Annotated in this window: 32 protein-coding genes; 22 read left to right on the top strand and 10 right to left on the bottom strand. The window is 37.2% G+C overall.

Features of this window, described 5'->3' with window-relative positions; all coding sequences use genetic code 11:
* Positions 1–236 precede the first annotated feature (236 nt).
* The 6 genes from GJU32_RS12660 to GJU32_RS12635 all read left to right on the top strand — a co-directional run bounded on the left by GJU32_RS12660 (position 237) and on the right by GJU32_RS12635 (position 3,053).
* Positions 237–458 carry a transcriptional regulator gene (locus GJU32_RS12660; protein ID WP_155592315.1) on the top strand — a complete coding sequence of 74 codons (222 nt, stop codon included), beginning with the start codon at positions 237–239 and terminating at the stop codon, positions 456–458.
* A complete protein-coding gene (locus tag GJU32_RS12655) occupies positions 455–1,714 on the top strand; it encodes a Y-family DNA polymerase (RefSeq protein ID WP_155592314.1) in 1,260 nt (419 codons plus the stop codon). The genes GJU32_RS12660 and GJU32_RS12655 overlap by 4 nt, the downstream gene beginning before the upstream one ends.
* 13 nt (positions 1,715–1,727) lie before the next feature.
* A complete protein-coding gene (locus tag GJU32_RS12650; RefSeq protein WP_155592313.1) occupies positions 1,728–2,060 on the top strand; it encodes a YolD-like family protein in 333 nt (110 codons plus the stop codon).
* Positions 2,053–2,403, top strand: a complete 351-nt coding sequence (locus GJU32_RS12645) for a YhjD family protein (RefSeq protein ID WP_155592312.1) — start codon at positions 2,053–2,055, stop codon at positions 2,401–2,403. Before GJU32_RS12650 ends, GJU32_RS12645 begins: the two co-directional genes overlap by 8 nt.
* A 136-nt stretch (positions 2,404–2,539) precedes the next feature.
* Positions 2,540–2,698 carry a hypothetical protein gene (locus GJU32_RS23395; RefSeq protein ID WP_230875036.1) on the top strand — a complete coding sequence of 53 codons (159 nt, stop codon included), beginning with the start codon at positions 2,540–2,542 and terminating at the stop codon, positions 2,696–2,698.
* On the top strand, positions 2,691–3,053 hold the full coding sequence (locus GJU32_RS12635) for a YhjD family protein (RefSeq protein ID WP_155592310.1): 363 nt from the start codon (positions 2,691–2,693) through the stop codon (positions 3,051–3,053). The genes GJU32_RS23395 and GJU32_RS12635 overlap by 8 nt, the downstream gene beginning before the upstream one ends.
* Positions 3,054–3,066: 13 nt before the next feature.
* On the opposite strand, the gene GJU32_RS12630 is transcribed toward GJU32_RS12635, so the two are convergent.
* The 4 genes from GJU32_RS12630 to GJU32_RS12615 all read right to left on the bottom strand — a co-directional run bounded on the left by GJU32_RS12630 (position 3,067) and on the right by GJU32_RS12615 (position 5,028).
* Positions 3,067–3,543 carry a GNAT family N-acetyltransferase gene (locus GJU32_RS12630; protein ID WP_155592309.1) on the bottom strand — a complete coding sequence of 159 codons (477 nt, stop codon included), beginning with the start codon at positions 3,541–3,543 and terminating at the stop codon, positions 3,067–3,069.
* Between the two features lie 87 nt (positions 3,544–3,630).
* The gene (locus GJU32_RS12625; RefSeq protein ID WP_155592308.1) at positions 3,631–3,915 is read right to left on the bottom strand and encodes a hypothetical protein; all 285 of its coding nucleotides are present in this window, start codon (positions 3,913–3,915) and stop codon (positions 3,631–3,633) included.
* 403 nt (positions 3,916–4,318) lie between these two features.
* The gene (locus tag GJU32_RS12620; RefSeq protein ID WP_155592307.1) at positions 4,319–4,426 is read right to left on the bottom strand and encodes a YjcZ family sporulation protein; all 108 of its coding nucleotides are present in this window, start codon (positions 4,424–4,426) and stop codon (positions 4,319–4,321) included.
* A gap of 377 nt (positions 4,427–4,803) precedes the next feature.
* Positions 4,804–5,028, bottom strand: a complete 225-nt coding sequence (locus GJU32_RS12615) for a hypothetical protein (RefSeq protein ID WP_155592306.1) — start codon at positions 5,026–5,028, stop codon at positions 4,804–4,806.
* Between the two features lie 430 nt (positions 5,029–5,458).
* Here GJU32_RS12615 and GJU32_RS12610 point away from each other — a divergent pair, with 430 nt between their 5' ends.
* On the top strand, positions 5,459–5,758 hold the full coding sequence (locus GJU32_RS12610; RefSeq protein WP_155592305.1) for a CD3324 family protein: 300 nt from the start codon (positions 5,459–5,461) through the stop codon (positions 5,756–5,758).
* A 111-nt stretch (positions 5,759–5,869) separates the two neighbouring features.
* Positions 5,870–6,439, top strand: a complete 570-nt coding sequence (locus tag GJU32_RS12605; protein WP_196426685.1) for a GNAT family N-acetyltransferase — start codon at positions 5,870–5,872, stop codon at positions 6,437–6,439.
* A gap of 261 nt (positions 6,440–6,700) precedes the next feature.
* Here GJU32_RS12605 and GJU32_RS12600 read toward each other — a convergent pair whose 3' ends face one another.
* Together GJU32_RS12600 and GJU32_RS12595 are read right to left on the bottom strand one after the other, a co-directional pair.
* Positions 6,701–7,426 (bottom strand): alpha/beta fold hydrolase, encoded by a 726-nt coding sequence (locus GJU32_RS12600; RefSeq protein WP_338016792.1) that lies wholly within the window; start codon positions 7,424–7,426, stop codon positions 6,701–6,703.
* A gap of 227 nt (positions 7,427–7,653) precedes the next feature.
* Positions 7,654–7,923, bottom strand: coding sequence for a hypothetical protein (locus GJU32_RS12595; protein WP_155592302.1), 270 nt, complete (start codon positions 7,921–7,923; stop codon positions 7,654–7,656).
* A 248-nt stretch (positions 7,924–8,171) separates the two neighbouring features.
* Here GJU32_RS12595 and GJU32_RS12590 point away from each other — a divergent pair, with 248 nt between their 5' ends.
* Positions 8,172–8,423 (top strand): hypothetical protein, encoded by a 252-nt coding sequence (locus tag GJU32_RS12590; RefSeq protein WP_155592301.1) that lies wholly within the window; start codon positions 8,172–8,174, stop codon positions 8,421–8,423.
* 249 nt (positions 8,424–8,672) lie between these two features.
* Positions 8,673–9,584, top strand: coding sequence for a 1,4-dihydroxy-2-naphthoate polyprenyltransferase (locus tag GJU32_RS12585; protein WP_155592300.1), 912 nt, complete (start codon positions 8,673–8,675; stop codon positions 9,582–9,584).
* A 116-nt stretch (positions 9,585–9,700) separates the two neighbouring features.
* Here GJU32_RS12585 and GJU32_RS12580 read toward each other — a convergent pair whose 3' ends face one another.
* The gene (locus GJU32_RS12580; RefSeq protein ID WP_155592299.1) at positions 9,701–10,582 is read right to left on the bottom strand and encodes a LysR family transcriptional regulator; all 882 of its coding nucleotides are present in this window, start codon (positions 10,580–10,582) and stop codon (positions 9,701–9,703) included.
* Between the two features lie 132 nt (positions 10,583–10,714).
* Between GJU32_RS12580 and GJU32_RS12575 the strand changes: the two genes are divergently transcribed.
* From GJU32_RS12575 to GJU32_RS12545, 7 genes are all read left to right on the top strand, one after another.
* Positions 10,715–11,728, top strand: a complete 1,014-nt coding sequence (locus GJU32_RS12575; RefSeq protein ID WP_155592298.1) for an alpha/beta fold hydrolase — start codon at positions 10,715–10,717, stop codon at positions 11,726–11,728.
* Between the two features lie 793 nt (positions 11,729–12,521).
* Positions 12,522–13,070: a hypothetical protein gene (locus GJU32_RS12570; protein WP_155592297.1), complete on the top strand. Its 549-nt coding sequence runs from the start codon at positions 12,522–12,524 to the stop codon at positions 13,068–13,070.
* A gap of 279 nt (positions 13,071–13,349) precedes the next feature.
* The gene (locus GJU32_RS12565; protein ID WP_155592296.1) at positions 13,350–14,411 is read left to right on the top strand and encodes a suppressor of fused domain protein; all 1,062 of its coding nucleotides are present in this window, start codon (positions 13,350–13,352) and stop codon (positions 14,409–14,411) included.
* A 67-nt stretch (positions 14,412–14,478) separates the two neighbouring features.
* Positions 14,479–16,137 (top strand): DUF6138 family protein, encoded by a 1,659-nt coding sequence (locus GJU32_RS12560; protein ID WP_155592295.1) that lies wholly within the window; start codon positions 14,479–14,481, stop codon positions 16,135–16,137.
* 18 nt (positions 16,138–16,155) lie between these two features.
* Entirely contained in the window at positions 16,156–16,866 is a 711-nt protein-coding gene (locus GJU32_RS12555) for a DUF4274 domain-containing protein (RefSeq protein WP_155592294.1), read from the top strand.
* Positions 16,867–16,876: 10 nt separating this feature from the next.
* Positions 16,877–17,677, top strand: a complete 801-nt coding sequence (locus GJU32_RS12550; RefSeq protein WP_155592293.1) for a hypothetical protein — start codon at positions 16,877–16,879, stop codon at positions 17,675–17,677.
* 186 nt (positions 17,678–17,863) lie between these two features.
* Complete coding sequence (locus tag GJU32_RS12545) at positions 17,864–18,316, top strand: DUF4259 domain-containing protein (protein ID WP_155592292.1); 453 nt, start codon at positions 17,864–17,866, stop codon at positions 18,314–18,316.
* A gap of 245 nt (positions 18,317–18,561) precedes the next feature.
* Here the strand turns inward: GJU32_RS12545 and GJU32_RS12540 are convergent, their stop codons facing one another.
* The gene (locus GJU32_RS12540) at positions 18,562–19,596 is read right to left on the bottom strand and encodes a YdcF family protein (protein ID WP_155592291.1); all 1,035 of its coding nucleotides are present in this window, start codon (positions 19,594–19,596) and stop codon (positions 18,562–18,564) included.
* 118 nt (positions 19,597–19,714) lie between these two features.
* Positions 19,715–20,881, bottom strand: coding sequence for an immunity 26/phosphotriesterase HocA family protein (locus GJU32_RS12535; protein ID WP_155592290.1), 1,167 nt, complete (start codon positions 20,879–20,881; stop codon positions 19,715–19,717).
* 196 nt (positions 20,882–21,077) lie between these two features.
* On the opposite strand from GJU32_RS12535, the gene GJU32_RS23390 reads away from it, so the two are divergent.
* The 4 genes from GJU32_RS23390 to GJU32_RS12520 all read left to right on the top strand — a co-directional run bounded on the left by GJU32_RS23390 (position 21,078) and on the right by GJU32_RS12520 (position 23,551).
* The gene (locus GJU32_RS23390) at positions 21,078–21,512 is read left to right on the top strand and encodes a GNAT family N-acetyltransferase (RefSeq protein ID WP_230875035.1); all 435 of its coding nucleotides are present in this window, start codon (positions 21,078–21,080) and stop codon (positions 21,510–21,512) included.
* A gap of 12 nt (positions 21,513–21,524) precedes the next feature.
* Positions 21,525–22,013, top strand: a complete 489-nt coding sequence (locus GJU32_RS23385; protein WP_230875034.1) for a nucleoside 2-deoxyribosyltransferase — start codon at positions 21,525–21,527, stop codon at positions 22,011–22,013.
* 2 nt (positions 22,014–22,015) lie between these two features.
* Entirely contained in the window at positions 22,016–22,330 is a 315-nt protein-coding gene (locus tag GJU32_RS12525; RefSeq protein ID WP_155592289.1) for a YbjQ family protein, read from the top strand.
* A 264-nt stretch (positions 22,331–22,594) separates the two neighbouring features.
* Positions 22,595–23,551 (top strand): helix-turn-helix transcriptional regulator, encoded by a 957-nt coding sequence (locus GJU32_RS12520; RefSeq protein ID WP_155592288.1) that lies wholly within the window; start codon positions 22,595–22,597, stop codon positions 23,549–23,551.
* 30 nt (positions 23,552–23,581) lie between these two features.
* Here the strand turns inward: GJU32_RS12520 and GJU32_RS12515 are convergent, their stop codons facing one another.
* Positions 23,582–24,013, bottom strand: a complete 432-nt coding sequence (locus GJU32_RS12515; RefSeq protein WP_155592287.1) for a hypothetical protein — start codon at positions 24,011–24,013, stop codon at positions 23,582–23,584.
* Positions 24,014–24,106: 93 nt separating this feature from the next.
* Between GJU32_RS12515 and GJU32_RS12510 the strand changes: the two genes are divergently transcribed.
* Entirely contained in the window at positions 24,107–25,795 is a 1,689-nt protein-coding gene (locus GJU32_RS12510; RefSeq protein ID WP_155592286.1) for an AAA family ATPase, read from the top strand.
* The last annotated feature ends 77 nt before the right edge of the window (positions 25,796–25,872 follow it).

The following is a 25,872-nucleotide window of genomic DNA, read 5'->3' as shown; positions in this document are numbered from 1 at the left end:
CAATACTGGATGGCTGCGTAGTCTTTTTTACAACAGTCTACTTGACAGGAATAAGTCTACAATTTGAGTACTTGGTCTTTTTCCAAAAATTGAACATTGCCAAATAAAGAACATTTGTTCTAATATGTATACAAACAAACGTTCTTACATAGGATAGGTAAAAGGGAAAATTATTGTGTCTATAATAAATAATAGTTATTTCAAAAAATTACGAGAGGTAATGGGAGGAAGCTACGATGAGAGAACAACTGATTAAAGCTATGCAGCGTAAACAATTAATGAGCATGATGTATATAGCAAAGGATGGCTCCATAACAAAAAGGCGTGTAAAAATCATTAAAATTGTTGGTGATTCATTTCAAGCATTTTGTTTTACAAGACATGCAAAACGTACTTTTTTGATCAGGAATGTTCTAGCTGTTATTCCTTTTGTTAGTAAGGGGCGTGAAGTTGTATGAATTATGAGAGTATGCCCAATAGACCTATTATGTGTATCGATATGAAATGCTTTTATGCCAGTATTGTCGCGATGTTACATGGGCTAGATGTTTTAAAAACGCCAGTTGCAGTAGTAGCGAATTTTGACCAACCAGGTAGCGTAGTACTTGCAGCATCCCCATTGATGAAAGAGAAATTTAAAATCAAAACTGGAAGTAGGCGCTATGAGATACCAAAGCATCCAGACATTAAATTGTTTGAGCCTAAAATGAGTTTCTTTATTCAAATGTCGATGACGATTACAAAATTGATCTCTAATTACGTTCCGGTTGATGCGATACATGTATATAGTGTAGACGAAAGTTTTGTTGATTTAACTGGTACTGAAAAGCTTTGGGGTTCACCTGAAGAAACGGCTAAGGAAATACAAAAGGCTATTTTTGACCAATTTACTATACCTAGTGCGGTAGGTATGGGGCCAAATATGCTAATAGCCAAATTAGCTTTAGACCTTGATGCAAAGAAAACTGGTTTTGCTAAGTGGACTTATGAGGATATTCCAGAGAAATTATGGCCTGTACGCCCCCTATCCGAAATGTGGGGCATAGGAAAACGAATGGAAGCAAATCTAAATGCTATGGGAATACAAACAGTTGGTGGTTTGGCTAATGCAGATTTAGCAGAATTAGAAAAGCGCTTTGGCATAATCGGCAATCAACTCTATTACCATGCATGGGGAATAGATTTATCCAAATTAGGGGAGCCGTTAATAACAAACGGAGCTTTAAGTTTTGGTAAGGGTCAAATGCTGATGAGGGATTATCACACACGAAAAGAGATCTCTGTAGTGCTTCTAGAAATGTGTGAAGACGTAATGAAACGCGCACGTGATGCAGGGTTTGTTGGCCGTACAATCAGCCTAGGTCTTTCATACAGTCATAATGCTATGACTAAAGGGTTTCATCGGTCTAAAACAATTGCAGTGCCAACAAGTGAAACGCTTGTGATGTATAAAACTTGTATTGAATTACTGGATGAACACTTTGCAGGAGAGCCTGCACGTCAGTTATCAGTTAGAATAGCCAACCTGGAAAGAGAGCATAGTATCCAATTAGATTTATTTGATGACCGCAAGCCACAGCGTCAAATAATCGGCCCTACAATGGATGCAATACGCAACAGGTTTGGAGCGACCTCAATATTAAGAGCAGTTTCTTTCACAAAAGCTGGTACAGCTATTAATCGAGATCGCTTAGTTGGTGGTCATTTGGCATAGGAGTGATTTATTAATGATACAAGACAGAGGTACTATTAAATGGGCGTCGATGATGCTGCCGGAGCATTTAGAGCTTCTTAGAGAGTATAAACAAGAGCGTACAGAACAGCCAAAAGAATTGACTGAATGGGAACTGGAAGAACTACAAAAAACAATTAATCAAGCTTTTAATCAGCAATTGGACATAAAATTAGAAGTGTGGAAGAACTACAAAATCACACAATGGACTGGAATAATTAAATCAATTAATACTAATGACCTCATACTTGAAACACTACTTAAAACGAAAAGTATTCCAATCCAAAGTATTCAATCAGCCCAACTGGATGCTGATTATTATGATTAAAGCCGACGAAAGACAGTTACTTCATAAGTATCTTTTGCTAGAACTAGCAGTTAAATCATTGCAGGTTGACTATCGTAAATTAGAGCAGTTTAAAATGAAAATGGTATTTCTTCCAATGATGGATTCATTGCTAAAGGATCTAAGACAAGAATATTTTAACCTCAAACGAGAACTTGCACAAAAACGTATACGAGTAGTAGGTTGGCAATCAGTAGATGAATACTTTAGTGACGTGCAAGTTGCCACTGCAGGTAATGATGTAGTACTCCGTTATGCAAATCAAGCTCTTAAATCACAGGTGGAAAAGTTGTTGATTAATCATATAAGTGTAGCTTTAAAATAAAGATTGATTAAAAAATTTTCTTCAACCTTTATTTATCAGCAAAACACAAACACTCCATTTTGAGATTAATGCTGAAAGGGAGCTTGAAGAATTACAGCAAACGATCAGATGTGCATTTTTACAGCATAACTATGTTATGTTAACTGTATGGGAACATGCGCACTATGTGCAATGGGGTGGTGTCATTCAAACCATCAATGAGGGGGAGCTATTATTAGAAACCATCACCACAACGAAGCATATCCCCTTAAAATATATTTATGCTGCTCGCATAGAAGTTGTTGGACATGATTAATGGGGGGCAACGACGTTTATTGTCTCAATATTTACTACTCGATTTAGCAGTAAAATCATTACAGCACGATATGACAGTGGCAGAGCGGTTTAAAATGAAGCGTGTTTTTTTATCCTCCATGGATGCATTGCTAAAGCAATTACACAAAGATTATTTTCAACTTAAACGTCAGCTCGCCCAACAAAAGATACGTTTAGTCAGCTGGCATCGGATAGATGACTATTTTAGCGATGTGCAGGTTGCTACAGTCGGTAATGATGAGGAGCTGCGTTATGCCAATCAAGCATTGAAAACCCAGGTGGAAGAGCTTTTGCTAAAACAATTACAAAGTCACTCATTTGAACAAAGCAAATGAGTGACCTTTTTCTTTAAAGTGATAAATGCATCAAAATCTGCTCACCAATTGGCCCCATTCTTCTTTCGCCGTTATCCACAAAGCCTACTTTAAAGTACAAATTCTGCGCAGCCATGTTTTTATGATTGACTACTAACACCACTTCATTACAATCTTTAAATTCTTGTTTCACAAAGTCAGCAAGGACAAGCATTCCTTTTTTTGCATAACCCTTACCCTGCTGTTTATGATCGATGGATAGAGCAGTTAGTAACATAGCGTTAGGATTGCTAGAATACTCTTTGACTCGTTCTGTTGCATGAAGAACAAAAAAACCAACAGGCACGTCGTCACTTAAAATAACAATTGGATACTGTCCGACTTTTTCTAACGCAATATCTTTTGGAAGGGCTGTAAATTGATGTTGCTCTGCAGGTAATTCAAAGCCATGTAACTGCTCCACAAAATCTTCAGAGAAGTGTACTAGTTCAATGTTTGGTGTTTTTTGCATAAAAAGCCTCCTTTTTTCTATTATTCTAACTATAGAACAAACGTTCGTCAAGGAGGCTTGTATAAAAATAATGAAAGTTGAGACTTTTTAATTTAATAAGTTACCGAAAAATAAAATGAAAGAAATACTGACAATTAAAATAAGCGTTACCACCATTGTCAATATACCTCGAAGCAAGGTCGTTAAATTTTTTACATCTTTCATTTCTACAAGACTTAGGTAGAAACAGACAATTGACAAGAGTAATGTCAATATCAATGGATGAAAATGAAGGTGAGTAACAAAAAAATCTTTTAATGAGCCTGACAGAAAAAATAATAGGGTACAGCCTACTGACAAAATAAAAGACCAGAAATTCAAATTAATTCCCATTGTTTTCCTCCCTCCTACTAAAACGAATTCATAGTATCTATGTTCCAATAAATTCACTTGATAGGGTAAAAAAATAATAGTGATAGCAACAAAAAGAGGCCACTTGGACGAAAGTGACCCCTATACCAATAAAGGAGTGTAACGTAAAGTTGAAAGAACTTTACATTACTATTATTATGTTGAGCTAGCTAATTAAGATAGTTATCTATCTCAAACGATAGCTATTAATTGCGTAAATTGTTAAGATAAACGACTTTGAACAAGCTTGAGCTGAGAAAATTTAATAGGTGGAATAGAGTCAGAGGAATTGATTTGAATAGCTGTTCCACTTAGAGGAGACAAAGAAGGCTTTAGCCCCTTTATTCACAAGAAAATGAACAGAGCTAAAGCCTAAGGCTAAAAATTAGTAAATGAAGCTAGCGCCAACAATGATAAGAAGAATGAATAGTACAACAATAAGCACGAAAGTTGAGCTGTTGTTACTACCATAGTCTCCGCCATAGTAACTCATTAAACACACCTCCCTTCTTCCATATAGCATATGTAAAGCGCTAAAAAAGAGGGGCGTTATTTATCCAAGCAACAAGTAGAGAAATTTGAACAAAACAATACAAAAGAAACCATTGACTGCGTTTAACCTTTCAATATGGAATAAAGTGGTGCTTTACTCTATTCTTATGAAGATATGACAGCTCGATCTAGTTGATAGCCTGTGCAGTACTAAAAAATGCCAATCAATTACGTCTTGACGCAACGCTTTCACGCAGATAAACAATTATTTCGAGCGGACGAGTAGAAGTTAACCTAAAACCATTCTGTACCTGACATTTCACTTTCGGTACAAAAATCATTTGTTGACTCAAGAAAAAAACATCCTGGACGGATGTTTTAGTATAAGCGCTGCTGCGTATGACAAGGTGGGAAGCCGTTCACATCTTGAATCATATGAAAATCGTATTGCTTTAAGGCAAATTGACTTTGATACAAATATTCAAGAACAAGAAGCTTTCCACCTGAAACGCCACAGAGAACACCAGAAGTTCCTTGACCATTTGTAAAAGAAACACCGACGGGTTGCCCGATTAAGTAGGGGATTTTATGTTGCCAAGGCACAATAGTCACTCCTTTCCCTATAATATATGAATTTGTGAGCTAGAGGTTCTTGCCTACAGAGGGCTACAACTAAAAAAAGAACCTATTAGGTCGCTTTCTTAGCAACAACGTAAATAGTTCCTTTTTTAACCGAACTAATTTAAAGCGTATCTTCTTTAATACTTACTTCTCCATTAGGATATCTGTGTTTTCCGTATTTAAGCCCAATCTCATCCATTAGTTGCTTTTTTAGTAGTTCTATTTCTTAATCAAAACGATTTTAAAAAGTTTGGGTATTGGTGCATATGGTATAATATGGATTAGTTTGTGAGGGGGGATTGTCGAATGAGAAGATATAGTATGTTTGCATAGCAAAGGCTATTGCAATATAAGAGAAACGAAAATAGTCTTTGCTCTTCCTAAAATCATTCTAAACATTTAGGAGTGCAAAATGAGCTATAAAAAAGCAAAGCATATTTTACCTGCAGCGTTGCTAGTGTTAATTCAAGAATATGTTGATGGTGAATATATTTATATCCCACGGAAAGAAGAACATAAAAAGAGTTGGGGATCTAATACGAGTACGAAAACGGAATTAGATTTGAGAAATGCTAGTATTTATACCGATTTTTTATCGGGAATAGATAGTGTGACGTTAAGTGAAAAATATTATTTATCACTAAAGAGTATTCAAAGAATCATTTTGAAAGAAAAAAGAAAAGCAATAAGCATGAAGTCATTGCGGTTTTAAATCGTAGTGGCTTATTTTCTTTTATGAAGTAACGATGAGGTTTTATCAATCATGACAGTCAGCTATTGTTTTAAGTAAGGATCACAACTATTCATGAAAAAGGAGAGAAATATGAATTTTACTAAATTATTGGGAGCCACTTTTCCGACAATACAAACGGAGCAAATTCAATTAAGAAAGTTAAAACAAGAGGATGCTCCAGCCTTATACAATTATTATACCAATGAAAACGTCTATCGTTATCTGGATTGGAATGGACCAGGGTCCATAGAAAAAAGTTATGAAGTTATAAATATTTGGAACGGAGGCTATGAAAAGGGGTGGATTATCCGTTTTGCCATTGCTGACAAAATGACAGATGAAGTAATTGGAACCATTTTTTTAAGTGAATTTGTAGGCAAACGAGCTGAAATAGGCTACGAGTTATCAGAAACCTATTGGCATAGGGGCATTATGTCGGAGGCCGTGAATGAAGTATTGTCAATTGGCTTTAATCAATTAGGTTTAGTAAGGATACAGGCAACTGTTGCAGAAGAAAATATCGCATCAAGGAGGTTACTAACAAAAATCAATTTTAACGAAGAGGGCAAGTTAAAACAATATGAATGTCATAGTGTAACAGGAGAATGTAGAGATATGCTGATCTATTCTTTATTGCATACAGAGTTTTCGAAGAAATGATGGGTGCCAAATAACAAGCCTCATTGAGGATGCTGTAAAGCAAACAGTTGGAGCGGTGTGTGTTTATTACTATATAAAGAAGGGATAGCATTGTACAAAAACATCTTGGGGGCGATGTTAAAGGTGCTATCCCGCAATTAATGTATGTTTAAATCCTTGCGAGCATTACCACTATGTGTAAATTAGAAAATAATGATTTTCTACATAGTTACGATGTCATCATCAGACGACGTTCTTTCCTACTCCAGTCAGTAAAAATGATTAATCTCGGCTCGCCTCATAAAACTTTTGTGCTACCATAGCGGGTCTAGTACGTGTGTCTGTAAAATGATCACCATCACCAACAATCAGACGAAACTGGCCGAGACGACTGGACATATGTGGATGCCAGCCGAAGCCCTCTCCTTGCGGTAAAGTGTTGTCTTGGTAGAAATAGACGTAGCTTTTGGGCATAGGTAACGAGTAAAACACTTTCAAATCTAGCTTTTCGAAAAGCGGCTTAGCGGGTTCTGGCGTGACAACTGCATACATTTGTTTGGCCTCCTCCAAAGACGCTGTATTGACGAACATATCTCGAAATAGCGGAAACGGAAGCATAATAGTATCATCCTTTGACATGGCTCTAAGCTGCTCAAAACCTTGTCTCATTTGCAATGGGAACTCATCAGCAACAGATTCCCCGTCTTTCAAAACGAATGCGTCAAAGAAAACTAGACGTTTGATCCGATTAGGTACCTGTTCTGCAACCTTTTGGATCACAGTTCCACCAAAGCTATGTCCAACGAGAACAAAGTTGTGCAGGTTGAGCTTCGTTATAAAATCAACGACGGACTTTGTAATCATTGCATGTGTGACATTTTTATTCGGATCGTTGCCGTGACCAGCATATTCAGGTGTATAAACAGTATGCCCTTGACTACGTAACACCGCTGCTACGCTGTCCCAGAAGTGAGAATCAGCCCATGAGCCGTGAATAAGTACGAAGATGAGTCGTTGTTGTGCGGATAAATAATGGCTTTCATTTGATTCGGGGGTACAGTTATTCCAGTGCCAAGTTCCTACAGAAAAAGGAGAGTAATAATATCCATGGGGTGTAAATTTATGGTCGGGATAAGGAATCATGATCAAGACATCCTTTCAAATACACATATAGTATCAGCTTATGACTACTGTATGGAAGAAGTTCCCTTCACTCGAACAATTTACGGATGTAGTTAAAAAAGGCTTACAAAAAGGAAATAGACATATTCGTCTATTTCCTGCTCCATGGCCTTTAATTTTGCTTGAAACTTTGCTTTAGGAATTTTGTGATATTGCTCGTATCGACACATTCTACATGAGCAATGAATTTTTCCTTTGCTTAATGTACCACGTACAGGCATGTACTGACTTTCCAGTAGCATAACATCTTTTAAAATAGCCCATTTCTTTCGAATGATTCGCTCTCTATGGTGGCGAATTAAGGTTTTTGACCGATTTTTCATCAACTATCAGCTCCCTTGAGAAACCCAAGCTTGTAGGGAGGTCAAGGGATGTGGTAGCACTCCCTACAAGCTTGGCATGTAGCTGATAAATAGGATTATTTGTTCCATACTATCATTCCTTCTAGGTTTTTTGTTGAACACCTGTATTCAGTACCGCCTTTTTTCCAATTTATTTTATCATAAGTTAATGGTAATGATAAAAAGGATTTTGTAATTGAGATAATTATAATAAATAGGGAGGTCGTGTTGTGAGCGAAATAGATAAACGAAACAGGTTAAACGAAGAACCATTTACTTATCAAATAACGAAGAAAGAAACGGTCGTTATATATTACGAAGGTAAACAAATTAAAATTGTTAAGAATAGAGAGGCTGAGCGCCTTATAGCTAGAATCAAAGAAGTAGGAGATAAGGTAACAGAAGTACAGTTATTGTTAGCTAAAATTACAGGTAATTTTAAACGAGGGAATGAGAAATTAGGGAAAAATAAAAAATATTAATGATTTTAAGGCGAAGTAGAATTTCACTATAATAATTAGATAGCTAGAGGTTGCAACCTTTTCCCATTAAAGGCAACATAATGGTTCGTAGTAAAGTAAGAATTGTTTTTTTCTAAAGAAGCCTTACAGTGCAACAAAAAACACAATATCGTTCAATTTCTGATCTATGTGATATAATTTATCACGGAAAAAGGAAGTAAATAAAAATAATACTTCTAGTATTGAAAATCTAGGGAGATAGAACACGTTATGGGAAGTAAAAAAGAAATTAGTTCAGCTAAGTTAATGTGGACAATGACGCGACCTCATACATTAACAGCGACGTTTGCACCTGTCATCTTAGGGACTGTTGTAGCACTTTTTGAAACTAAGATTGATTGGTTTCTATTTATTGGGATGATCATTGCGTGTTTAGCATTGCAGATTGCAACAAATTTATTCAATGAGTATTATGATTTTAAACGTGGATTAGATACTGCTGATTCTGTAGGAATTGGTGGTGGCATTGTCCGCCATGGATTGAAGCCAAAAAACGTGATAACAATTGCTATTTTATTGTATATCGTTGCAGCCTTTATCGGTATATATATTTGTATGAATAGTACTTGGTGGTTAGCAGTGATCGGTTTATGTGGTATGGCGATTGGCTATTTATACACAGGGGGTCCATTACCAATTGCGTATACGCCATTTGGAGAGTTATTTTCCGGATTGTCAATGGGAACGGGTTTTGTATTAATTGCTTTCTTTATTCAAACCAGTTCTTTAACGGTTGAAAGTATATTGATATCCATCCCGATTGGCATTTTAGTAGGGGCAATCAACATGTCGAATAATATTCGAGATATTGACGAAGATATTAAAGGTGGAAGAAAAACTTTAGCTATCCTTCTTGGTAGAGAGAAAGCAGTTAAGTATCTGGCAATCGCATTTTTATTTTCCTATTTGTGGATTTTAGTGATTGTTTTGATGGGCTTTATAAGCCCCTGGTCTTTAGTTTTATTCTTGGGTTTGAAAAAACCAATCACTGCGATACAAGGTTTTCGAAAAGGAACAAAAGAACCTCAATTTATGCGTATAGCAATGAAATCAACAGCAATGACAAATACAATTTTTTGTTTTTTGTTATCCATTGGTTTATTAATCAGTTATCTATTTTAAATAGATTATAAGAATTAAGTTAAATATTCGATTTCCAACATATCCAAATGAAAACTAGAGTTAATCCTATAAAGACGAACCAAAACACCCTGAAAGTAAAAGGTGTTTTGGTATTCCTATAATAAATTTCGTGCCAAATCTATAAAGACTTTTATCGATGGAGAAATCCATTTATCTTGATGCCACAACATTTGAGTTGTAAATCGTATTTCAGATAAATCCCAAGGTAAAGGGATTAGTTCACCTCGCTCAATTTCTCCTTTTAGAGCCATTTCGGGTAATAATGCAATACCGAGTCCCACCATTGCACATTGTTTAATGGCTTCTACACTATTAAACTCTAGTTCGGTCAAGCTATCAGCCCCATTTCTCAATAAAGTACGATAGAAGAAAGTCCGATAAGAGCAACCCTTTTCACTTAATAGAATATGCTCTCTATTAAAATCTTCTATGCTTAATGTAGAGCGATTAGCTAATGGATGGTCGGGAGAGACGACCATAAGAAAAGGTTCGTCCAATAAAAGTTCAGTATGGATATCCGATGATACGACAGGTTCATCCAGCATAAAGACCACATCAACATTCCCTTCTCTTAGACTCTGTTTCAAATTTTGACTGGATAAAGGTCTAAACAAAAGACGAACATGTGGATATTGTTCACGAAAAACCCGGAGTAAAGCAGGTAAACGGTATGTACAGAGTACTTCGTCTGCACCAATAATAATTGTACCAGTTAAATTTCCGTTCTGGCTTGAAACACAACGAGCTTCCTCTATATCATTTAAAATTTTTGTAGCATAAGGCAACAACTGGTGGCCAGCGTCTGTTAATACGACGCTTTTGCCCAAACGATCCAATAACTTGACGCCCAATTCTTCCTCTAAAGCCTTGATTTGCATGGTTACAGTAGACGGAACATAGTTCAATATTTCGGCAGTACGACTAAAACTTCGTGTGGAAGCAAGCGTCCAAAATGTTTTAAGCTGGCGAATTTCCATTAATACAGCACCTCTGAGTTCAAAAAAAATGAATATTACATTCAAAAACGTTTCGTTGATTTGATGGTAACAGTAGCGTAGAGTAAAAATCAAGCATTGCTGTAAATTCTTTTAATAAAGGAGATTTGAATCATGAAAGATTACGAAACTTATTCACTTGGAGATGTCTTGTTGCAATCCGGGCAAAAACTACCTCAAGCTTTTCTTGCTTATAAAACATATGGAACTCTAAATTCTGAGAAGTCAAATGTCATTGTCTACCCTACTTGGTTTGCTGGCCAGCACACAGATAATGAGTGGTTAATTGGTTGTGGCAAAGCACTTGATCCAGACAAATATTTTATCATTGTGCCTAATATGTTGGGAAATGGTTTATCTTCCTCCCCAAGTAATACACAAGCCCCTTTTAATAAAGGAAATTTTCCACTTATTACGATTTATGATAATGTTCAGCTACAACATCGACTTGTAACTGAGAAATTTGGTATTAAGAAAATTGCGCTAGTCGTTGGCTGGTCACTTGGTGCATTGCAAACCTTTCAATGGGGAAGAAGTTATCCTGAGATGGTTGAGCGGATTGCCCCGTTTGGTGGAACAGCAAAAACAAGGCCACACGCACAGGTTGTTTTTGAGGGGCTGATCGCAGCATTGCAAGCAGATGCCAACTGGAAGCAAGGTTTCTATACCCATCAGCCTACAGCAGGACTAGCGGCGATGGGACGCGCCTACGCTCCATGGGGGTTTTCTCAAGCCTATTACTTGGAGCAACTCTATCAAGTGGAAGGATACTCGACGTTAAAGGCGTATCTAGAAGATTATTGGGATAAAGTGTTTCTTACCTTTGATGCGAACGACTTAATTGCTATGCTACGTACAGGGATTAGTGGGGATATTAGTGCCAATCCTCAAGATAACAGAAATTTTGAACAGGCGTTAAACCATATCACTGCTCAAGCCCTTGTTATGCCAGGATCCTCCGATCTGTTTTTTCCACCAGAGGATAATGCCTATGAAGTGAAACACATGCCTAATGCAGTATTTCAAGCAATAGAATCCAAATGGGGACATTGCTTTGGAATCGGACAAAACGAACAGGACTCTCTCGTGATAGATAATCAACTGAAACAATTTTTAGAATTGAAATAGTAAAAAATCACTCCTATAAATAAAGAAGTGATTTCAGATTGTAGAAAAAAGGAATGGAGAAGTTCACACTCGATTCCTTTTGTCTTTTTTTCTTCTTTCAATATGTTTGAAAATGGTGATTTTCTACCAAATTAAACACACTCTTCAAGCATAAGAAATCTTTTAAGCTGTTTGCCACGTCTAAGTAGCCAGTTTCTTAAAATTCATGGCAGCAAAAGTAAGCATTGCCTGCATGGACGCTAGTTTTCGTACTAAATGATCTTCAGGTACCAATTAATCCATCGTTAACATTTCTAATTGTTCACGTTCATTGATTTGATTCTTCGTCATCATGGTTTATCACCTCGACCCCTCCCGCAGAAAGCGTCCACCCGTAGTGGAAATCAACGGCTTTATTTTATTTCATTGTAAAAAAAAAAGACTGTCGACAAACTCTCAAATCTTTTGAGTTTGTCGACAGTCTGAATCACTACTATAAACAAAGAAGTGATTTTATTTTTTATCATTTTCTAATGATCCTGTCCAGATTTTTATTGTACCCCACATAAGAATACAATTAAATTCATATAAATAAAGGTAGTAAAAAATTATAATGATAGAAACGATGAATTTTATGTAAGGATTAAAGTCTAAATACACCTCTATATGCTAAATCTTAAGAAAATCTTCAGGTTCTACTAGGAAATATTTAAGATTCGCCGTGTATACTTATAAAAAAAGGAAATTCACGAAACCATTTGAAGATTTAAAACGTATTGGTAGTAGGAGAGAGAATATTGGAGTAGGTGAAGATATGGCACATACGATTTACATAGTATTAACCAAAACAGGGACACTATTATCGAAAGCGATTGGTATGTACACGGGCAAAGAAATGAATCATGCATCCATAGCCTTTGATGAGAGGCTATTTGAGATGTATAGCTTTGGTCGAAGGCAATTAAACAATCCATTAAGTGGAGGCTTTTTACGAGAGGATGCGGAAAGAGGGCTATTTGAGTCAGCGGATTGTGTCATTTATCGTTGTAGAATTTCCCATTATCAATATTTAGACATGATGAAAATTATTCGTTATATGTATTGGAATCGTGATCGCTATAAATATAACTTTATCGGTCTTTTTGGTGTGGTGATGCAAAAGGAAGTGAGAAGAGAGCGTGCATATTTTTGTTCCCAATTTGTAGCGACGCTATTACAAGTGGGAGGTTTAAAAATATATCAAAATCCAGCATTAATGACGCCTCACTGCCTAGCGCAACTACCTTATTTAGAGAAAGTATTTGCAGGGAAATTGGCAGACTATTTACATGACGTACGTGAGCCAGCTATGCTGTATGGTTAACGAAGAAATAGCTCCAATTGAATGCCTTGTTATTCAATACGTTTAAATGTCAAAATATTATGTCACTCAGGCAAATCTTCTAGCTTTGTTTCATGCTAAATAGAAGATTTCCTGAGTTTTTTGTTAGTAATATTTACCTCATGAAGAATGAAAATAAACCTAGTTATGGAAAAAAAGAAAATGAGTCCTATTCCTGTTAAAAGTGCTACCATAAAATTGGTATCATAAATACTAGGTTAATATGTTCAACAATTGAGTCAACAGTAAGGAGGATGTGTAATGAGTGAAGAAGTAGCAACGGTTGGTTGGGATGCGATTGACCAAGAATTATCCCAATTGTATGGTGAACAGGAACCAAAGCATTACGGAACCATGATTCCTTATTCATTAGGGGGACAAGATCCTTTGGATGGGATAAGTGCCTATAAAAGTGAAACACCTATTCCTCACTGGCATTTTGTTACATATGGGTTCTCTGAATTATATGAAAAAGAATTTGAAAATGAGGAATACAGCGGGTATGGATTTGAATTGACATTCCGTTTGGTACGCAATGAGGACGAGGAAGAGCCACCTGCTTGGGCCTTAAATTTACTACAAAATATGGGCAGATATGTTTTCAATAGTGGCAATGTTTTTAGAGCTGGCGATTATTTGGATGCAAATGGTCCCATTTGTCTTGATGCAGATACGCAATTAACCGCACTAGCCTTCACAAATGATCCAGAGCTTAGTGAAATAAATACGCCAAATGGCAAGCTGGAGTTTATCCAAATGGTTGGTATTACAGAGGATGAGCTAGAAGCGATGCAGACGTGGAATACACTGGGAGTACTAGAGGCAGGTATCGAGCAAATACCAAGTTTTATCACTGATTTGACACGAACTTCTCTGCTACAACATCCTGAAATTACAGAGGAAGTTGAGCGAGGAATGGAGGAGGACGGCTCAAATACGGGCTTTCTTTTCGTAGACCAATTAGCTTGGCAAGTGGAAAAAAAGGGTTGGTTTAATAAACAATCCAATACCGTTCAACTTGGGGCCAAGCAGGCAGATGTCATTAGCAAATTACTACGCGGACGCATTTTAAAAGGCAAGAATCTTAGCTTAGTGGGTCAACAAATAACGATTATTTTTAAAGCAGATCAACAAGTAGGCTATCGTGAGAATGAACAGGAAATGACGATTACATTGAACAAAGCGGCAGTTGAAGAGCTGTGTCAAAAGCTAGTGCCACAAGAAAGTCAATTTGAATTATCTTCTTTAGCTGGTGTTAGCTTTCAAATTTTGAAAACGCATATTAAAAATCAAGAAGGAGCGGTTGAGAAAACAATCGGATAAGGTTGATCTCTCGCTAAGGCTTTTAGCGGGAGATTTTTCACTAAGCATGAAAGGAAGGATGTACATTTTGAAACAGTGTGTAGAACATTTTCTAGCAGATGTGTGGGAACAAATCACGAGCGTTTATCAACAAGAAAGTAAACGAATAAGTGCCTTGAAAGGCCAGAGTCGACTTCAAGCAGGTGTTTTTAACTATTTAAAAGTCACATGGAAAAAAGGGAGAAATCATTACGGCACAATCTCACTCGACGTCTCTGAGCCATTTAGTTGGAGTGATAGTGCTTATAAGATAGAGGCAGGTCCATACATACAGGAAATGACAGAATTGAATCATATTGAGGAGCTTTTTTCGGCTTTATGTACCAAAATAGAGCGCATGTTTCAATCTGAGCAATACGGTCCTCGCTTTTTTGATTATCACTTTCAGGTAGTCCTTGAATTTGAGTACGATCAGACGATGTTATGTTATCAAGTGGAGCTGCTCCATGAACGTAAGTTGGCATTAATAAAACAAGAGCTGGCAACATTTATCCAATCAAAGGTGATGGATGAGCTGCCTGTAAGGCCAAGTGACAATGATGAATTTTTCTTTGCGCGGCATTTGGTGAATCCGCACTTTTTTCACCAAACAGCAGAGGAAATCGAACCATTTATTCATCGTCTACAAGAAAAGCATCGTGCCAATAAAGAGCGCTTAGACCAATGGATATATCATTATACAATTGCGTTTAAGCATTGGGCTGAGGAGCAATTTTTAACGCATTATTTTGAACAAACAGGGGATTACATCAAAGAGTGGGTGCCCAAAACCGAGAACGCAGTACAACAACTGGAACAGGAAAAACTAAATTTCTTTCTTTATGTTGCGCTAAAAATTGGCAAGAAAGAGCCTGCTACTCGTTTGCAGTATCTTGAACTTGCTAAGAAGCTTGGCTCTCAGCGGGCAGCTGATTATTTACAAACAGGCAGCGGCTCTTTTGAAAGCATTCGGGAGAGTGATGTTTTCCAAGGACATGCAAATGATATTTTGCAAACGATAGATCTACGAGTGATGTCAGAAGAGGAAGCGGCTTATCGTGAAGCACTTCATTACATCATTGAACTGCTACAAGAAGGCTTTCCGAAAGGTTATCAACTGACCTTGAAAAGTAGAGTGAAAAATTATCTCCCTATTAAAAAGTTAGCAAAATCAAAATTGCATCAGTTTTTTGCGAACTGCCTAGCATATCCTAATCTTTTTCCATTGTTAGCAGATTATGTACAAGTAGCTATGGAGGAATTTGCGTGGTATCAGGATGTTGAGCCAAGTGAAAAATCAGCAATGCCTGGAACCTATGCGGTTTTCGGATTAGGGCTTTATAGTAATGCCTATTTCTCACTCGTCCAAAACTATATGACACTCGTTGATACAGAGCATCAGTCTGTACAGGACATTTATGCGGAAGTTTTTGTTGAAGCTCATGGCCTATCAGAGGGGCTGATGCCAGTATTTGTAGCAATTCTACTTGGCGCTAATGAATCGGCTAAGCCGCTGAAGGGTATTGAAATAATGGAACCAAATCTCCTAACGGCACTTGTGCAAGAGCTGAAAAATAAAGAAGACTATCAGCGTGAATTTGTATTGTATCGACTATTTGGCAGTCAAAAGAAGCTGGCACAGCATATGAAGCAAGAAGCACCACCAATTAAGAATGAGCTAGAAAAATTACTGCAATGGATGAAGTAATCAAAGGAGGCGAGCGAGTTGGTATGGACAGAAGTGAGTAAATCCAAAGATCTCGAAAGCGTAAGGGAGGCTGTGGTCAACCTTGATGTAAATGAACGGGATGAGCGAGGAAGAACACCATTGATGCTATTTATTACAAATCGAATGCCGCTTGAAGGGATTAAACTTCTTCTTGTACAAAATGTTGACCTGGAAGTACGAGATAAGCTGGGTGATACTGCGCTCAAAAAAGCCGTGAAATTTAAGCAGAAAGAGGTTATTTCATTATTAATAGCGAGTGGCGCTACTTTACAGGCTCCAGAAGGACTTGCCACTACAGCTTGGTATGCAGCACGAGCGGATAAAGGGATCGCGGATTTATTGCTGGATACGCCTGGTGCTATCCGATTGACCTTGAATGCAGCAGAACAGCAACAAGTGGAGTCTATTCTATATGAGGAATCTCTAAATACGATGTGCCTTCAAATCAGCAAGGTGTCGTCCGATGTCATTTTGCATGCTATTGTCAATGACTATAATTGGGATGATGGCCCAGAACCTATGCTCGCAGCGCTAACCAATCCAGTTTGTGCACCTATTACATTCATGGATATGTTTGAACTGATGGAAGGCGATTATTGGCTAGCACAAACAGAGGAAGAAATAGAGAATTCATGTTGGAAACGTCCATGGAGAGAGATGGCGGATCAACTAAAGGTAAAATTAGAACTAGGTATAGAGAGATGGTGAGGATTGTTCAATGGATCAGAAAGCAAAGAAAATTTTAATGCAAACCTACTGGCAATCAGGTAGATGGAGATCAGGGGGATATACCTATACAGAAGAAGATTTTCAGTATGCAAAAAGTAAAGGGTTGATGTTTGATCGATTAACGATTTCACATGATGAATGTGTACAAAGATTGCGACAGCTCCATGAGGAAGTCTTAACAAAGGAGCTTGTAGTACAGGCATTTTTGCATAGTTTCTCGACGCGTAAAGTTCATTTACGCAGTGCTTTATCAAGCTGGGCTCTTACATCTAATCTACCAACCCATACGTATCATGAGCGTCCTGTAGAGTTAGTATCCTATAGTGCTTGTGGCTACTGTAATGAGCATAAAATCATGTCTAATGAAGACTATCTAAATGAAGATTTAAATGTACTTAATTTTGAACGAATCAAGTGGGGAGGCATTCGTCTAAATTGGCTGTTGTATTGTTTACTTGATTTAGAATGTTTAGTGAAAGAACAAGAGGCTTTCACAGTATGTGAGGAAGATGTAGCTATTTTAAAACAACTGATTGAGGCAATAAATTCCTGTAAAGACACAGATGCAGCTAGACAGCTTGAGAAACATTGGAAGGATGTTTTTAAGTCCAATCAACATGAACGGGATGTCGTCATGGAAATATGGGGCTATGCGGGTTTACTAGTATCGAAGGATGATTTTCGCAAGGAACGCGGACGAGGAACGGATTTTATGTCAATGGCTACTTGGAGAGGACAAGACGGCTATTCACAAGAAATGATGGAGTTCTACTTCGGCTCCTACCTGTAGTACCTGTTGGAAAAGAAACCGCTTTTGACTACTTAAGGAGCTTGATGTGTTGATCATTACCTCCGCTTTACAAGGAGTTATTGAGTCAGAGCAAAAGCTGCTGGGGGAAGAGCTTGCCGCTACATTAGCACAACAATTTGAACTGTACTTATTAGATTGAATAATTAAAGGGAGAGAGGCAGTGAAATGGGGGCATGGGGATACAAAGCGTTGGAAAGTGATGAAGGGTTAGATGTGGTTGGCTTTTTACGAGATTATATCGAAAAACAAACAAATTCGAATCATATAACATTATCTAACATTGTACAAGCTATGAAAAATAAAGGCTTTTTTGGGGAAACCTTTGATGATATCGATTATTTCTATGATGTCAGTGCCATGGCGCTAGCAGAACTATCTATCGAATATCTTGATACAGGTACATTTTGTGGTAATGAAAGTAGTGCTGCACTTATTCAAATAACAATAGATGAAGGCTCATTGACATTTATTTTAAGATATTTAAAAGACATTAGAGACGAGATTCCTGATCAGCATGGAAGTAGAGAGATTGTAGAATTATGGCAGGAGTCTAACAAGTGGGATGAATGGCAAACTAACCTAACCTGCCTTATTCAAAGATTGGAACAAGAAATTTAATGGTCTTAATCATCGAACCGATTGAAAAGTCAGACGAGGAAAAGGATCACTATTTCCTTCATGAGGTAAGTTACTTGGGAAGTTCTTAGTACGTATAGTACTAGGAACTTTTTTGATCCATCCAGACCATTTTATAAAGTATTACAAGGGGAACACTATCCCCGCCAAATGAAGAAGTACGTGGTGTGAAATCACAAAAAGGAATCGTGATACTTTTTATAAAAGTACCACGATTCAATAACAAGTTATACGATGAAATAACTAATGGCAGATAAAAAAATGGAGATAGCAAGAATAGGCCCAATCAACTTCATATGTCGTTTTCGTTCCATCACAACAATCGCAACATATTCACGAATCATCGCATTTGGCCAGTAATAAAAGGCCGTCTTCGATCCAATGCCCTGGCTATTCAAGCCCGCAAGTCTTGCATAAATACCCGCACGAAAAAGGTGGAAATTATTTGTAGTAAAAATACTGTTATATACCCCGTCTTGATTCAGAGCATCCATAAGTTGCTTAGAAAATAACATATTTTGATACGTATTGACTGATTGGTTCTCTTGCAATGTATGCTCGATTGGAATGCCGTTTTCAATTGCATATCTTTGCATCGCTTCTGCTTCTGGTAGATTCTCATCAGAGCCTTGTCCACCAGAGAAGATAATGGTCGGTGGTGTGGTAACGGCTGCTTGCTTATAATAGAAATCCATCGCTTTCTGAATTCTGCTAGCTAAAAGTGGCGGCACCTTATCGTTAATTAACCCACTACCTAGTACGATAATAAAATCTTGATTCAATTTTGGGCGATTGAATTGATAGAGAAAATAGGCCGATAAAAAATTGGATAAATGGATAAAGAAATAAAACGTAATAAGTGAGATCCCACCAAAAATCGGTTGAAGGTGGCTTGAAAATAAACTAGCCGGATTAATAATTGGTAATAGAATAAAGAGTAAAATGCCAATAGCCACAAGTAGCGTTAAAGAATTGGCCAAACGTTTACCCTCGCGCTTCATTAATACTCTTGCATTTAAAAATAAACCAAACATTAAAGCAATAATGCCAAAGGGAATCATGAGGAATAGAGCAATCAGTGGAATAATGACAATAAGCCTTAAAAAGTATTGGTCAGATGTGAAAGATGCGATGAAACAGAATAATAGAAATGAACAAACAAACAGATTAAATAATAGTCCGTTAATCATCTTTCTTGGATCTTTCAAATAAGAAATGAGAAAAAAGATGAAAAGAATAAGTGGAATAATGCCAAAAAACATAAAAAATGCACCTCTAGTGATGGAGTGGGATGATGATATCTTTTTATTATAAATAATTATTGGATGAAATCAACCATTAGCAAAATGAAAAGGAGTATGATGGAAATACTCCTAGTTGCTACTTTTTGAGTGAACGATTATAAGTTTTATTGATGTAATGGATATATTCTTTGCGTGTCAATCCACTAGTTTGACGATTAAACTCATCATAAGTGATATCGTCTGGCAAACCGAATTCAGCTAGCGCCTGCTGACGTTCTTTGTGAAAGTGTGGATGGTCCAGTGATTTCGATACATATCCTTCCTCTGGCTTCAACCAATCACTCGCAACGCCTGCGTAAACACCATGGTTTGTGAAACGACTGGCTGTTTGAAATGTGATCATAGACGCAGCTTTGCTAATAGTACCCGGCCCCCATGAAAGACGATATCGAGGTTCCTTACCATAGTTTAGGGTCTGCCCATATCCCATCGGAAATAAAATATCGGATTCCGTTAACGTTTTATGCCCAACTTTTTCATAGCACCCGCGCATAAAATGGTCGTCCATGACAATATGCGTTTGTGCAGACAATGGAGCGGCTATGATTTTCTCAAGAGAAGGAGAACGCTCTATCGTTGTCAACAAATAGGGACGGACAAACAAAGGCATCGTCATCACGTTATGCCAAATACTATCTTCGGCAAATAAATGGTCCTTCTGCATTTGACGTAAATCCCCAATGACAAGAACATAGCCATCTACATGTAAATCGATTTCTACACGAAAAATATCGCCTGGCACCGCCTTATAACGTAGACTTTTCATCCTTGTCAGCTTTTCTAGCTTATTTGAGTAGTCTGAAGGTAGCTTGGATGGAAATTGTTCTAGCCAATTAATGATAGCCGATTTGGTCGTAAGATGCTCAAAACCTGATAGAGGGAGCTGGTAATAGGTTTTCGTATTACGAATGGTAATGTTGCTAGATGGATGGTGTTCATTGCCTAGCCCAGCAGAAAAGACAACACCTGTTGCTTTCACTGAGGAGATGTTTGTGTAATTTAATTTCTTTTCTTTGCCACGGGCGGTTTGAGGAACGATGATTTCACGATTACGCGTTAAAATGTCCACGTCAGTTTCTTGGTAGCTATGCTCATTGACAAATATTCTTTTTTTAATGAGATCACCTTCTAGACAAATAAAATAATCCTCTCGAATTTGAAGCGTGTCCCAATGTTCTTCTAACATATGTAGGCCGAAATAAGGTCGTAGTGAATTCGTTAGCCAACTAGAAAATGGTGCCAAATGAAATTCCTCCTAGTTATTGTTTCTTATTTTGGTCAAGTATACTGAATTTGACGGGTGAAGAAAATAGTACAGGATAAAAATGGTTAAAATAGTTGTTGTCACGCAACGACAACGATTGCTTTCGGAGCAGATGCCCGACGTTTTATTCAGGCTTTAGAACTGCTATAATGACATATAGATAGAGGTGATGAACATGCATATTGTGACGATTGAAGGCATACCCTATGCATGGCTTGAGCAATTACAGGAAATCCATGCTCACGTCTTTAACGGTGCGAATTTGCCGCTCGAAAAGCTAGAAACGAAAGAGGGCCTTCTTTGTATTTTGGCAATTGAAAGTGAAAAATTAATTGGCTTTAAACTAGGCTATCCACATCCAGATGGTGTTTTTTATAGTTGGTTGGGTGGCGTCCATGAGACGAAACGAGGTCAAGGGATTGCTAGTCAATTAATGAAACAACAGCATGAACATATCAAGACTTTAGGTTTTCACAACGTTCGTACATATGGTAGAAATGCACGCAAAGCCATGCTTATCACAAATCTCAAACATGGTTTTGATATCGTGTCAACATTTGTTGATGATAAAGGAAGGCATAAAATTATTTTTGAAAAACCAGTAGAATAAGGAGTTCTGAACATGAAAGCATATTTAGCAAATGGGTTATTTTCTTTAGGAGATCGTTTAGTCAATGAACAACTGGCAATAGCTATTCGCGAGGCAGTGCCAGGCATAGCATTATATGTGCCACAGGAGAACGATGCCATCAACGATAAATCGGCCTATGCAGATAGTTTAGCGATCGCCCAAGCAGATTTAGAGATGCTGCAAGGAAGCGATGTATTGATTGCTGTATTAGATGGAGTTGAAATTGATTCTGGTGTAGCCGCTGAAATTGGAGCGTTTGCTATGCTAAATCGTCCAATTGTTGGTGTACTGACAGATGTTCGTCAGCAAGGTCGAGACAATATGCAAAAAATTGAGGCCCTAATTCGAGACGGGCTGGAGAATCAATTTGTTTACCGTAATTTATTTGTTATTGGTTTAATTAAACGTAATGGAGTCATAACATCTTCCATTGAAGAGGCAGTGGAAGCTGTACAAAGATTGAAAAAAGAGGAGGCATAATAATGTTATTAGCTACATCAGACGTTGTAGCAGGTAAAAATATTACAGAAACTTTAGGTTTAGTGAAAGGGAATTCAGTTCAATCAAGAAATATTGGTCGCGATATGATAGCTGGACTTCGTAATATTGTTGGTGGAGAGATGAAGGAGTATGCGGAAATGCTCGTGCGCTCCCGCGAAATCGCTACAGAGGCAATGGTAGATGAAGCCCAACAATTAGGGGCAGATGCGATTGTAGGAGTACGTTATGCGACTTCATCTGTAATGGATGGCACGTCAGAAGTATTAGTATATGGGACAGCTGTAAGATTTAAATAAGTAAGTGAAAGGACTTTAATCCATTGATTGAAGTCCTTTTTTATTGGCTAGAGAGTCACATAACCATAACGCTTTGATTTAATTTAATGTAAAATTTTAGTTAATTATGTCAGGAATACAGTCTATTTCGTTTCTTGAATGGTGTTTTATTGTAGGATGCGTATAGTACCAATTATACCAATATAATAGAAATTTTATAGTAGTAATGGCTAATCATGTCTAGTTTATATTCAGTTGGACACGATAGAAGAAAGAGTGGGATATATGGTAGATTCACAACAAAGTAAAGGTTATCGTGTTCTGTCGATGTTTGATCGATTGATGGATGGCCAAGGAATCAACAAGAAGCAGGAAGCATTGACACATCAAGTTGGTGAAAAAACCATACAACGGGATATCAATCAAATTCGAGTGTATATTGAAAAAGCTAAATTGGATTGTTATTTGCAATATGTGCGTACGGAAAAGGTGTACAAATTGATGGAAACGAATAACAATCGTTTGTCCAAAGAACAAGTACTAGCGATTGTTAAAATACTTATCGATTCAAGAGCCCTTATAAAATCAGAGATGAGTGATATTATCGATAAACTCATTTCCATAGTGGTAGCAGATGAACAAGAACATATGATGTTAAATGAAAAACATTTATACATAGATGTACATCATAAAAAATCATTATTGCCTTTAATTTGGCGTATTTCAAAGGCAATCCAAAAGAAAAAGGTCATTACAATTGATTATGTATATGAGGGTGAAGATACACCGACTGAGAAGATCTTAAAGCCTATCGCTGTTATGTATTCGGAATCCCATTTTTACTTAATTACAGAGGAACAAGACAGTCCAATTGTATATAGAATAGATCGTATCCGACACTTTCGTGAATTGGATAAAAGATTTCAAATCCCGTATACAGAACAATTTCAAGAAGAAGAGTTTCGCAAGCGCATGCAGTTTATGCATACTGGAGAACTCATACATATACGATTCTTCTACAAAGGCAAGTCTCCTCAAACAGTTCTAGAACGTTTACCTACAGCTAAATTACTAGCACAAAAAGAGAGTGAATACTTTTTTGAGGCAGAGGTATTTGGGATGGGTATCAAATCTTGGTTACTGAGCCAGGGGGCTACAATTGAGGTATTAGAGCCAATTGAGTTGAGAGAAGAGATCATAGAAGCCATACAGACTATGCAACAAAATTATCGTTATATGTAGAAACCCGTGCCTAGTGCACGGGTTTTTACTTTACCGAAAAAGCTGATCGATAAATGTCATGTCGAAATCATGAGCAAGCTTGTAATCTTTCATGTAGTTTTCTTCATATAAATAAACGAATAAATGCTTGTCATCATCTAAACGTAAGCCAATTTCTCTGTCATCATTGATTGATAATGTTAGCCAATAAGCTTCCTTAAAATCAGATTTAGCAAACCATACTTTTTTTATTGGTTGATCGTCCAATTGTTTCATGATTTGATTCATTTTGGATGGTTCAGTAATAGTAATGGTTTTTTCATCTGATGAACGAATAATTTCAATTTCGTAAATCTCCTTTATTTCCAAACGTTCTGTAACCTCTGTTGTAAAATCAGTGTCTCGCGTCAACAGCATTGTTGAAATATACAGAATAAGTATTGGTAGTAAAATGCCTAGAAATAATTTGTATCTTTTTTTCATCCTCGTCTCCTTAAATTCTAAAAATTCGCACATATGTATTCTTTTCCACGCTATAATTGAGCATATACTGAAACGATAAAGGAAGGCAATCAAATGGCACATAATCATGAAGAAAAAGAACTATTTTACCCAGATGGAACGATCATGTATCGAGGTGGCGTCAAAAAAAATGATTTTGGCCACGATATTTATGACGGCAAAGGCATCCTATTTGATCAAGAAGGAGAGTTGTTATTCGAAGGTGAATTTGTCAATCATATGAAGCAAGGAAACGGCATTATGTATTTAAAAGGACATCTCATCTATCAGGGTGAATTTATTCAAAATAAAAAACAAGGCAGTGGTATTTTATATAAAGACGGTCAAATCCATTACGAGGGACATTTTCGCAATGATTTAATGGATGGCTATGGCATTTTATATTATGAAGAAGATGTGATTGCTCCTTATCAAGCTCTGCGTGCACAAAACCCTCATTTAAATCAACCTCAGTATGAAGGTGATTTTGTTCATGGCATGAAAAAAGGAAAAGGAAAGCAATATTACCCGAATGGATTTTTACAATATGAGGGTGATTTTATTTGGCATCATATGCAGGGAGCAGGTAGGTTGTATTATCCTTCAGAATTACCAAAGCCTGAGGAACTTGCAAGTGGTATAACAACATGCCAATATGAAGGCTATTTCTTTGAAGATATGAAGCATGGCAAAGGGAAAGTCTATTCTAGGCAGGGTATTCTTGAAGCGGAAGGTCAATTTAAAGAGGATGCAATGACAGGTCAAGGGACGCTTTATTATGAGAATGGACAGCCTTCTTATATTGGAGAACTTGTTCATGGTAAAAAACAAGGACGAGGTGATTATTTTAATGAAGATGGCAAAATTATTTATAGTGGGGAATTTATCGACGATGAACGATTACGCATTACACCCGAAAGCGAACAAGAGATTGCAAAACTCCAAAAACAGCTTGATAGCCTTGTAGGTCTTCCGAATGCAAAGAAAGAATTACATAATTTAATTAACTTTATTAAAATCCAAAGCTTGCGTGTGGATCATGGCTTAACTAGCTTTCCTATTACCTATCATCTTGTTTTCTCGGGCAATCCAGGCACAGGAAAAACAACAGTTGCAAGAATTATTGGCCAAATCTACAAGCATCTTGGCGTGCTATCAAACGGGCATTTTGTAGAAACAGACCGTGCAGGGTTAGTGGCAGGATATGTCGGGCAAACAGCGCTAAAGGTTCAGGAAGTCGTCCAAAAAGCAAAGGGTGGTGTGCTTTTTATTGATGAAGCCTATTCATTGATTAATGATAAACAAGATGCATTTGGCAAAGAAGCGATTGATAGTTTATTAAAGGCAATGGAGGATTTACGCGATGACTTAGTGATCATAGTAGCTGGGTACACAGAGCTCATGGAAGAATTTTTGCAATCAAATCCAGGCTTCAAATCTCGCTTTAATCATTTTGTACAGTTCGATAATTTTAGCACCGATGAACTCTATGCCATTTTTGCTATGTTGTGTCAGTCAAATGATTATCGATTTGGAGAAGCGTTTGCTCTCCATATGAAGATACAGCTACACAAAATGCCTATTGAAACGATTCCTAATTTCTCAAATGGTCGCTATATACGAAACTTGTTTGAAAAACTAGTAACCATTCAATCAAACCGACTGATTCAACAGGCAACGATTACAAAAGATGAACTGATGATGTTTGAGGAACAAGATATTTTACAGGGCATTTCAGAAAATTTATTTGATAATACTTTTTAAGACAAGGAGTAGAGTAATGAAAAAGCTCATTGCCATTATTTTAGTGTGTGCGTGTATTTTACCCCGGGTGATAACGA

Source organism: Lysinibacillus cavernae, assembly GCF_009724685.1.
GTDB classification, from domain to species: domain Bacteria; phylum Bacillota; class Bacilli; order Bacillales_A; family Planococcaceae; genus Lysinibacillus; species Lysinibacillus cavernae.
The sequence above is the reverse complement of the archived record's forward strand: the minus strand, read 5'-3'. Positions and strand labels throughout refer to the sequence as shown.

Bases quoted from the DNA above. Each gene is read 5' to 3' on its own strand.
- GJU32_RS12660 (WP_155592315.1), top strand. From the start codon at position 237: ATGAGAGAACAACTGATTAAAGCTATGCAGCGTAAACAATTAATGAGC.
- GJU32_RS12655 (WP_155592314.1), top strand. From the start codon at position 455: ATGAATTATGAGAGTATGCCCAATAGACCTATTATGTGTATCGATATG.
- GJU32_RS12650 (WP_155592313.1), top strand. From the start codon at position 1,728: ATGATACAAGACAGAGGTACTATTAAATGGGCGTCGATGATGCTGCCG.
- GJU32_RS12645 (WP_155592312.1), top strand. From the start codon at position 2,053: ATGATTAAAGCCGACGAAAGACAGTTACTTCATAAGTATCTTTTGCTA.
- GJU32_RS23395 (WP_230875036.1), top strand. From the start codon at position 2,540: ATGTTAACTGTATGGGAACATGCGCACTATGTGCAATGGGGTGGTGTC.
- GJU32_RS12635 (WP_155592310.1), top strand. From the start codon at position 2,691: ATGATTAATGGGGGGCAACGACGTTTATTGTCTCAATATTTACTACTC.
- GJU32_RS12630 (WP_155592309.1), bottom strand. From the start codon at position 3,543: ATGCAAAAAACACCAAACATTGAACTAGTACACTTCTCTGAAGATTTT.
- GJU32_RS12625 (WP_155592308.1), bottom strand. From the start codon at position 3,915: ATGGGAATTAATTTGAATTTCTGGTCTTTTATTTTGTCAGTAGGCTGT.
- GJU32_RS12620 (WP_155592307.1), bottom strand. From the start codon at position 4,426: ATGAGTTACTATGGCGGAGACTATGGTAGTAACAACAGCTCAACTTTC.
- GJU32_RS12610 (WP_155592305.1), top strand. From the start codon at position 5,459: ATGAGCTATAAAAAAGCAAAGCATATTTTACCTGCAGCGTTGCTAGTG.
- GJU32_RS12605 (WP_196426685.1), top strand. From the start codon at position 5,870: ATGAATTTTACTAAATTATTGGGAGCCACTTTTCCGACAATACAAACG.
- GJU32_RS12595 (WP_155592302.1), bottom strand. From the start codon at position 7,923: ATGAAAAATCGGTCAAAAACCTTAATTCGCCACCATAGAGAGCGAATC.
- GJU32_RS12585 (WP_155592300.1), top strand. From the start codon at position 8,673: ATGGGAAGTAAAAAAGAAATTAGTTCAGCTAAGTTAATGTGGACAATG.
- GJU32_RS12580 (WP_155592299.1), bottom strand. From the start codon at position 10,582: ATGGAAATTCGCCAGCTTAAAACATTTTGGACGCTTGCTTCCACACGA.
- GJU32_RS12575 (WP_155592298.1), top strand. From the start codon at position 10,715: ATGAAAGATTACGAAACTTATTCACTTGGAGATGTCTTGTTGCAATCC.
- GJU32_RS12570 (WP_155592297.1), top strand. From the start codon at position 12,522: ATGGCACATACGATTTACATAGTATTAACCAAAACAGGGACACTATTA.
- GJU32_RS12565 (WP_155592296.1), top strand. From the start codon at position 13,350: ATGAGTGAAGAAGTAGCAACGGTTGGTTGGGATGCGATTGACCAAGAA.
- GJU32_RS12550 (WP_155592293.1), top strand. From the start codon at position 16,877: ATGGATCAGAAAGCAAAGAAAATTTTAATGCAAACCTACTGGCAATCA.
- GJU32_RS12545 (WP_155592292.1), top strand. From the start codon at position 17,864: ATGGGGGCATGGGGATACAAAGCGTTGGAAAGTGATGAAGGGTTAGAT.
- GJU32_RS12540 (WP_155592291.1), bottom strand. From the start codon at position 19,596: ATGTTTTTTGGCATTATTCCACTTATTCTTTTCATCTTTTTTCTCATT.
- GJU32_RS23390 (WP_230875035.1), top strand. From the start codon at position 21,078: ATGCATATTGTGACGATTGAAGGCATACCCTATGCATGGCTTGAGCAA.
- GJU32_RS23385 (WP_230875034.1), top strand. From the start codon at position 21,525: ATGAAAGCATATTTAGCAAATGGGTTATTTTCTTTAGGAGATCGTTTA.
- GJU32_RS12525 (WP_155592289.1), top strand. From the start codon at position 22,016: ATGTTATTAGCTACATCAGACGTTGTAGCAGGTAAAAATATTACAGAA.
- GJU32_RS12520 (WP_155592288.1), top strand. From the start codon at position 22,595: ATGGTAGATTCACAACAAAGTAAAGGTTATCGTGTTCTGTCGATGTTT.
- GJU32_RS12515 (WP_155592287.1), bottom strand. From the start codon at position 24,013: ATGAAAAAAAGATACAAATTATTTCTAGGCATTTTACTACCAATACTT.
- GJU32_RS12510 (WP_155592286.1), top strand. From the start codon at position 24,107: ATGGCACATAATCATGAAGAAAAAGAACTATTTTACCCAGATGGAACG.